The sequence below is a fragment of the Acidovorax sp. FG60 genome, from assembly GCF_057808995.1.
This window is the reverse complement of the sequence record NZ_JBMDJC010000004.1, coordinates 389586-397150: the sequence shown is the minus strand read 5'-3', so window position 1 is coordinate 397150 and position 7565 is coordinate 389586. Positions and strand designations below refer to the sequence as shown.

5 protein-coding genes are annotated in these 7565 nt (G+C 61.6%); 2 read left to right on the top strand and 3 right to left on the bottom strand.

The annotated features are described in order from the left end of the window. Window positions 1-74: 74 nt before the first annotated feature. On the top strand, window positions 75-224 hold the full coding sequence (locus ACODS0_RS08940; RefSeq protein ID WP_488834357.1) for a hypothetical protein: 150 nt from the start codon (window positions 75-77) through the stop codon (window positions 222-224). A gap of 13 nt (window positions 225-237) precedes the next feature. Next, the gene (locus tag ACODS0_RS08935) at window positions 238-1752 is read left to right on the top strand and encodes an ATP-binding protein (protein WP_488834356.1); all 1515 of its coding nucleotides are present in this window, start codon (window positions 238-240) and stop codon (window positions 1750-1752) included. 60 nt (window positions 1753-1812) lie between these two features. Here the strand turns inward: ACODS0_RS08935 and gyrB are convergent, their stop codons facing one another. The 3 genes from gyrB to dnaA all read right to left on the bottom strand — a co-directional run bounded on the left by gyrB (window position 1813) and on the right by dnaA (window position 7246). After that, window positions 1813-4428: a DNA topoisomerase (ATP-hydrolyzing) subunit B gene (gene gyrB, locus ACODS0_RS08930; protein ID WP_055401225.1), complete on the bottom strand. Its 2616-nt coding sequence runs from the start codon at window positions 4426-4428 to the stop codon at window positions 1813-1815. Between the two features lie 144 nt (window positions 4429-4572). Continuing rightward, the gene (dnaN, locus tag ACODS0_RS08925; protein ID WP_055401227.1) at window positions 4573-5691 is read right to left on the bottom strand and encodes a DNA polymerase III subunit beta; all 1119 of its coding nucleotides are present in this window, start codon (window positions 5689-5691) and stop codon (window positions 4573-4575) included. A 130-nt stretch (window positions 5692-5821) separates the two neighbouring features. Continuing rightward, window positions 5822-7246 carry a chromosomal replication initiator protein DnaA gene (dnaA, locus tag ACODS0_RS08920; protein ID WP_121421707.1) on the bottom strand — a complete coding sequence of 475 codons (1425 nt, stop codon included), beginning with the start codon at window positions 7244-7246 and terminating at the stop codon, window positions 5822-5824. Between the last annotated feature and the right edge of the window lie 319 nt (window positions 7247-7565).

Genomic DNA, 7565 nt, shown 5'->3' with positions numbered 1-7565 from the left:
CATAGCTCAATCCTCTCAGAGAAAAGAGCCTCCTCAAAACCCGGGGCGGTTCAGGACTGCTGGATGCCCAGGTGATGCTTGCCCCTCTCTCCGAACAATCCCGCATCGTCACCCGCGTCACCGCCCTGCGCCGCCTGTGTGCCGACCTGCGCCAGCGCTTGGCCGAACGCGAGGCAGTGCAGGCCCGTCTGGCCGACGCGCTGGTGGCTTCTGTGGCTGCTTGAGGAGACACACGCCATGAATTTGACTCCCACTGCGGCCATCGATAACGCCGCCCTCGTGCAACAGCTCATCACGATGGGCGAATCCCGCCATCTCGAGTTCAAGCGCGTCAGCGGCAAGATGGTGGGCAAGGCGCTGGAAACGGTTTGCGCTTTGGCGAACACCGACGGCGGTACGCTGGTGCTGGGCGTGGCGGACCTGAAGGAGTTCAAGGGCGATGCCCGGTTGTTTGGTGTGGAAGAAAACCCCGAGGGCGTGGATGAACTGCGACGCAAGCTGCTGACAGAGTTTTCGCCCGCCATCAGCACGGTGCGTATGGTTGCGGTGTCGTGTCGTCTCCACAATGGCCCGGCCAAAGGGCAGAGTGGTCATCTGTTGTTGGTGCATGTGGGCCGTAGCAGCCATGTGCACTCCATCTTGAACGGTGGCACCTTCACGCGCATGGAAGCTGGTAATCGGCCTATGAGTGCGGCGGAAAGTACCGAGCTGTCGTACCGGCGCGGGGCGCGAAGCGCGAGCAGCGAGCCCGTCTCGGTAGCCCTTGATCGGCTGCAAACCACGGCATGGAAACGTTTTGCCGAGGCACGTGGCCCGTTATCCGGTAGCTTTGCAGACCAGCTTTTGCGCATTGGTCTTGCTGAAGAGGTGGATGGCGTGGTTCAACCGAGGCGAGCCGCCGTGCTGTTGTTTGCGGACGAGCCAGGTAGCCTGCTTGCGGCTTTTGACAGCCGTGCCGATGTGCGTGTGATGGTGTACGACGGCAAACAGGTTTCGAGCGGAGCTACCCCCAACTTACGCAAGGCGGCCAAGACCATCCGTGGCCCGTTGATTGATCAGATCGATGCAGCGGTCAGGCTGGTGATGGATGAACTTGCTCAAGGGCTAACGCTGAGCAACAGCGGGTTCAAGACGCTTCATGCCTATCCTGAGCGGGTTGTGAAAGAGGCGATCGTGAATGCCGTTATTCACCGTGACTATCGGCTGAACCGCGATATCTTTGTTCGCATCTTTGACGACCGTGTCGAAGTGGAAAGTCCCGGCTTGCTGCCCGGCAACATTACGCCGGCCAATATCGCCCGGTCGGGGTCGAGGGCGCGCAATCCTTTGATAGCCAGCAACTTGCGCGAATTTCCCGTCGCACCGAACATCGACGCGGGGGAAGGCGTCCGGATGATGTTCTCTGAAATGGCATTGGCTGAGTTGTACCCGCCCCAGTACAAGCAGAACACCGAGATGGCCGTGGAGAGCGTGGCTGTCACCCTCTTTAACTTGAAAAGGCCCACAGCCTGGGATGAGGTAAGTGACTGGATTGATCGCCACGGATCGATTGCCAACGCCGATGTCGTCCGAATTGCTGGGGTGGACACGCTAAAAGCATCGAAGCTATTGGCAGCCTGGCGTGAGCAAGGGCTTTTGATGCCCGTACCAGGCCGTGCCAAGCGGAACATGGCGTACACCAAGCCGAACGGGGCAGGTGTTGAGTTGTCTTTGTTATCTGTACTCGAAGATAACAACGATGGCGAAGATTAAAAAGTCAATAAAAACAACGACTTATTAAAGTCGTTGTTTTCCTTAGAGCGAATAAACGCCTCAAACGTCGATATTCCCGGCGCGCAAAGCGTTGGTCTCAATGAAATCTCGCCGCGGTTCCACCTCATCCCCCATCAGCATCGTGAACACCCGGTCCGCCTCGATCGCATCGTCGATCTGCACGCGCAGCAGGCGGCGCACGTTGGGGTCCATCGTGGTTTCCCACAGCTGCTCGGGGTTCATCTCGCCCAGGCCCTTGTAGCGCTGGCGGGATGTGCTGCGTTCAGCTTCGCTGATCAGCCACTTCATGGCCTGGCGGAAGTCGCCGACTTTTTCTTCCTTCTGCTTTTCGCCTTCGCCGCGCAGGGCCTTGGCGCCCTCGCCCAGCAGGCCGCGGAAGGTCTCTGCGGCTTCGGCCAGGGCGGCGTAGTCGGCGCCGTGCACGAAGTCTTGCGTGATGACGCTGCTCTTGATGTTGCCGTGGTGGCGGCGGCTGATGCGCAGCAGGGGCTTGTCGGTGCGGGCGTCGAACTCGCCAGCCACTTCGGCGGGGGCGCCGGTGGTGTTCAGTTCGCGCAGCTTGGCCTGCAGGGCCACGGCGCTGGCTTCAGCGTCGGCCACGGTGTCGAGCTTCAAGCTCACGCCGTCGGCAATGGCGCGCAGGGCTTCGGCGTCCATGAAGTTGCCCAGGCGGGCAATCACGCTTTCGGCGATCTGGTGCTTGCGCGCCAGTTCGGCCAGGGTGTCGCCAGTCAGGGTTTGCGGGTTGGCACCGCCGGTGGTCACGCTGGCGTGGTTGAGCGCAATGCGCAGCAAGAAGCCGTCGAGCGCGGGGGCGTCCTTCAGGTACAGCTCTTCCTTGCCGGCTTTCACCTTGTACAGCGGTGGCTGGGCAATGTAGATGTGGCCGCGCTCGACCAGTTCGGGCATCTGGCGGTAGAAGAAGGTGAGCAGCAGGGTGCGGATGTGGGCGCCGTCGACGTCGGCGTCGGTCATGATGATGATGCGGTGGTAGCGCAGCTTGGCCACGTCGAAGTCGTCGCCTCCGGTGGTGCCGCCCGCCTTGCCGATGCCGGTGCCGAGCGCCGTGATCAGCGTCAGGATTTCGTTGCTGGTCAGCAGCTTTTCGTAGCGGGCCTTTTCCACGTTCAGGATCTTGCCGCGCAGCGGCAGGATGGCCTGGAACTTGCGGTCACGGCCCTGCTTGGCAGAGCCTCCGGCGGAGTCACCCTCGACGATGTAGATTTCGCACAGGGCGGGGTCTTTTTCCTGGCAGTCGGCCAGCTTGCCGGGCAGGCCCATGCCGTCGAGCACGCCCTTGCGGCGGGTCATTTCGCGGGCCTTGCGGGCGGCTTCGCGGGCGCGGGCGGCTTCCACGATCTTGCCGCAGATGATCTTGGCGTCGGCCGGGCGCTCCTGCAGGTAGTCGGTCAGCAGCTTGCCCACGATGTCTTCCACGGGGGCGCGCACTTCGCTCGATACCAGCTTGTCCTTGGTCTGGCTGCTGAACTTGGGCTCGGGCACCTTTACGCTGAGCACGCAGCACAGGCCTTCGCGCATGTCGTCGCCGGTCACTTCGACCTTGGCCTTCTTGGCGAACTCGTTTTCTTCGATGTACTTGTTGATGACGCGGGTCATCGCGGCGCGCAGGCCGGTGAGGTGGGTGCCGCCGTCACGCTGGGGGATGTTGTTGGTAAAGCAGAGCACTTGCTCGCTGTACGCGCTGTTCCACTGCATCGCCACTTCCACGCCGATGTGGGTGCCAGGGATGCCGCCATACGTCTCGGCCGGGCGTTCACCGGCTGCGTAGAACGAGGTGGGGTGCAGGACGGTCTTGCCCTTGTTGATGAACTCCACAAAGCCGCGCACGCCACCAGCGCCCGAGAAGTCGTCTTCTTTGCCGCTGCGCTCGTCCTTCAGGCGAATGCGCACGCCGTTGTTCAGGAACGAGAGTTCGCGCAGGCGCTTGGCCAGGATCTCGTAGTGGAACTCGTTGTTCTCTTTGAAAATCTCGGTGTCGGGCAAGAAGTGCACTTCGGTGCCGCGCTTGTCGGTGTCGTCCAGCACCTGCATGGGCGAGACTTCCACGCCGTCCACCGTCTGCACGATGCGGTTCTGCACGAAGCCCTTGCTGAACTCCAGCGCGTGCACCTTGCCTTCGCGGCGCACGGTCAAGCGCAGCATCTTGCTGAGCGCGTTCACGCAGCTCACGCCCACGCCGTGCAGGCCGCCCGAGACCTTGTAGCTGTTCTGGTTGAACTTGCCGCCCGCGTGCAGTTCGGTCAGTGCGATCTCGGCGGCCGAGCGCTTGGGCTCGTGCTTGTCGTCCATCTTCACGCCTGTCGGGATGCCCCGGCCGTTGTCGGTGACGCTGATGGAGTTGTCGGAATGGATGGTGACGACGATGTCGTCGCAGTGGCCGGCCAGGGCTTCGTCGATGGAGTTGTCGACCACCTCGAACACCAGGTGGTGCAGGCCGGTGCCGTCGCTGGTATCGCCGATGTACATGCCGGGGCGCTTGCGCACGGCCTCCAGGCCTTCGAGGATGGTGATGGCGCCTTCGCCGTAGCTTTCGCTGGCCCCGGCCTGGTTGGTGTCGATCTTGGCGAGGGTGGGCTCAACATGGCCGGAGACGCCGGTGTCTTCGGGCTCGGAGGGGATGTTGTCAACGGTCATGGTGGGCCTTGGGATCCGTGGAAACCGGGGTTTCCAATGTGTCAATATGGGTCAAATTGGGCTCTAGCGCTTATCCAGTAAGCGCTAGCAGCTATCAAAACGGTAGTCGTCGTGGTCAGGCTGTGCAGCAGGGCGGGGGCCGCCTCAAATGCGCATTGGCATGACCACGTACTTGAAGCTGTCGTTCTCGGGGATGGTCAGCAGCGCAGAGCTGTTGCCGTCCGAAAGCTCCACCTTCACCATGTCCTGGCCCATGTTGGCCAGGGCGTCGATGAGGTAGGTCACGTTGAAGCCGATCTCGATGGTGTCGCCACCGTAGTCGATGTCGAGCTCGTCCACGGCCTCTTCCTGCTCTGCGTTGTTCGACGCCACGCGCAGGGTGCCGGGCTCCAGGTTCAGGCGCACCCCCTTGAACTTGTCGCTGGTCATGATGGCCGTGCGCTGCAGGCTGGCCAGCAGCGGGGCGCGGCCCAGGGTGATGCTGTTCTTGTGGTTCTTGGGGATCACGCGGTTGTAGTCGGGGAACTTGCCCTCGACCAGCTTGGTGACGAACTCCATGCCGCCAAAGGTGAACTTGGCCTGGTTGTTGGCGAACTGCATCTCGATGTGGGGCTGGTTCTCGCCGCCCGCATCGCTGAGCAAACGCTGCAACTCGATCACGGTCTTGCGCGGCAGGATGACTTCCTGCTTGGGCACTTCCACATCCAGCGTGGCGCTGGCAAAAGCCAGGCGGTGGCCGTCGGTGGCCACCAGGGACAGTTGCTTGCCCTCAGCCACGAACAGGATGCCGTTGAGGTAGTAGCGGATGTCCTGCACCGCCATGGCAAACGACACCTGACCGAGCAGATCTTTCAGCGTCTTTTGCGGCACGGCGAACACGGGGCCGAAGGCGGCAGACTCTTGCACCAGCGGGAAGTCTTCAGCCGGCAGGCTTTGCAGCGTGAAGCGGCTCTTGCCGCCTTTCAGGATGAGCTTGGACTGGGCCGATTCGAGGCTAACGGTCTGGTCGCCCGGCATGGTGCGCAGGATGTCGATGAGCTTGCGCGCCCCCACGGTGGTGGTGAAGTCGCCGGTGTCGCCGCCCAGCTCAGCCGTGGTGCGGATCTGGATTTCGAGGTCGCTGGTCGTCAGCTGCAGGGCATTGCCCGTCTTGCGGATCAGCACATTGGCCAGGATGGGCAGCGTGTGGCGGCGCTCCACGATGCCAGCCACGGATTGCAGAACCGCGAGAACCTTGTCTTGTGTTGCCTTCAGGACGATCATGTCTTCAACCTCTTGTGGTTTTTGGGACGGTGCGTGGACAGCGGCACAGGTCGTGCCTCCCCCTGCTGTATAACCCGCCATTTTGCCCGTTTACCGGGCGGGTTCTTTTCGGGGTCTCTCCCACCGGTTGTCAGCCTTTCAGGGTCTGTTCCAGCACATGCAACTGCTGGTTCAACTCGGTCAGCTGCTGGCGCTCGCCCGAAATCTTGCGCACTGCATGCAAAACGGTGGTGTGGTCGCGCCCGCCAAACAATTCTCCGATCTCGGGAAGACTCTTTTGCGTCAGTTCCTTGGCCAGGTACATCGCAATCTGGCGCGGCCGGGCAATGCTGGCCGGGCGCTTCTTGCTGTACATGTCGGCGACCTTGATCTTGTAGTAGTCAGCCACCGTTTTCTGGATGTTTTCCACAGAAATCTGCCGGTTCTGGATCGACAGCAGATCGCGCAGTGCCTCGCGGGCGAGCTGGATGGAAATCTCTTTCTGGTTGAAGCGCGAGTAAGCCAGGATCTTGCGCAGCGCGCCTTCGAGCTCGCGCACGTTGGAGCGCACGTTCTTGGCCACGAAAAAGGCCACTTCTTCGGGCATCTCGGTGCCTTCGACGCGGGCCTTGTTGATCAGGATGGCCACGCGCATTTCCAGCTCGGGTGGCTCGATGGCCACCGTCAGGCCCGAGTCGAAGCGCGACACCAGCCGCTCGTGGATGTTGGCCAGGCCCTTCGGATACGTGTCCGACGTCATCACGATGTGCGACTTCTTGGCCAGCAAGGCTTCGAACGCGTTGAAGAATTCTTCCTGCGTGCGGTCCTTGTTGGCGAAGAACTGCACATCGTCGATCAGCAGCAGGTCGAGCGAGTGGTAGCGCTCCTTGAATTCATCAAAGGTGCGCCGCTGGTAGGCCTTAACCACATCCGACACAAACTGCTCGGCATGGATGTAGAGAACTTTGGCGTCGGGCTTGTCCTGCAGCAGGCGGTTGCCCACAGCGTGCACCAGGTGGGTCTTGCCCAAGCCCACGCCGCCATAGATAAACAGCGGGTTGTACAGGTGGCCGGGCATGCCCGCCACGTGCATGGCGGCCGAGCGCGCCATGCGGTTGGCCGTGCCTTCCACCAGCGTCTCAAAGGTGAGGCCTGCATTGAGCCGGTTGCGGAAGGCGCCCGCCGAGGCTTCATCGCTGTGGCTCGATGGCGGTTCGGACTGCGTTGCGGTGTTCGATGGTTCAGACGCTGCGGGTCGTGCGTAAGTGCGTACAACGGATTCCCGCTGAGCGAGCGCTAACTCCAGGGTGACGGGCTGGCCATACAGGCCTTCGAGCAATGCGGCAATGCGGCCCGCATACTGCGCCCGGATCCAGTCGAGCTTGAACCGGTTGCCCACCAGCACTGTGACCTTGGAGAAGTCTTCGGCCACCTGGGCAATCAGGGGCTTGATCCAGGTGTTGAACTGCTGCTCGGGCAGGTCTTGCGCCAGTTGCTCTACGCAGGCTTGCCACAGGCCCTGGCCGGCATCTGCACCGGGTGAATGTTGGGGGCTGCGGGAGGGTTCCTCGATCATTTCAGGGGGATTCTTGTTGTGGATAGGAGGAACGGGGCTGGGCGGCGGATTGTAGCTTGTCAAATAGTTATCCACAATTTGAAAACTGCGGTGGTCAGAGGTGTTGATAGTCGTTCAGGGGGCGCTGTGATGCTGGCGTGTACCCATTGAAAATCGCAGCCGTAGTTGCCGAGAACCCGTGATAAGCCGCGATAAAACAAGCCGAAACGTGATCCGGAGATAAGCCTGCCAGCCAAAAGGCATTGCCAGCAGCTGGCTAGCCTGCGATAATCTCGGGTTTCCCTGAATGTGTTCAGGGTGATTTGACCCGGCGCGCCGT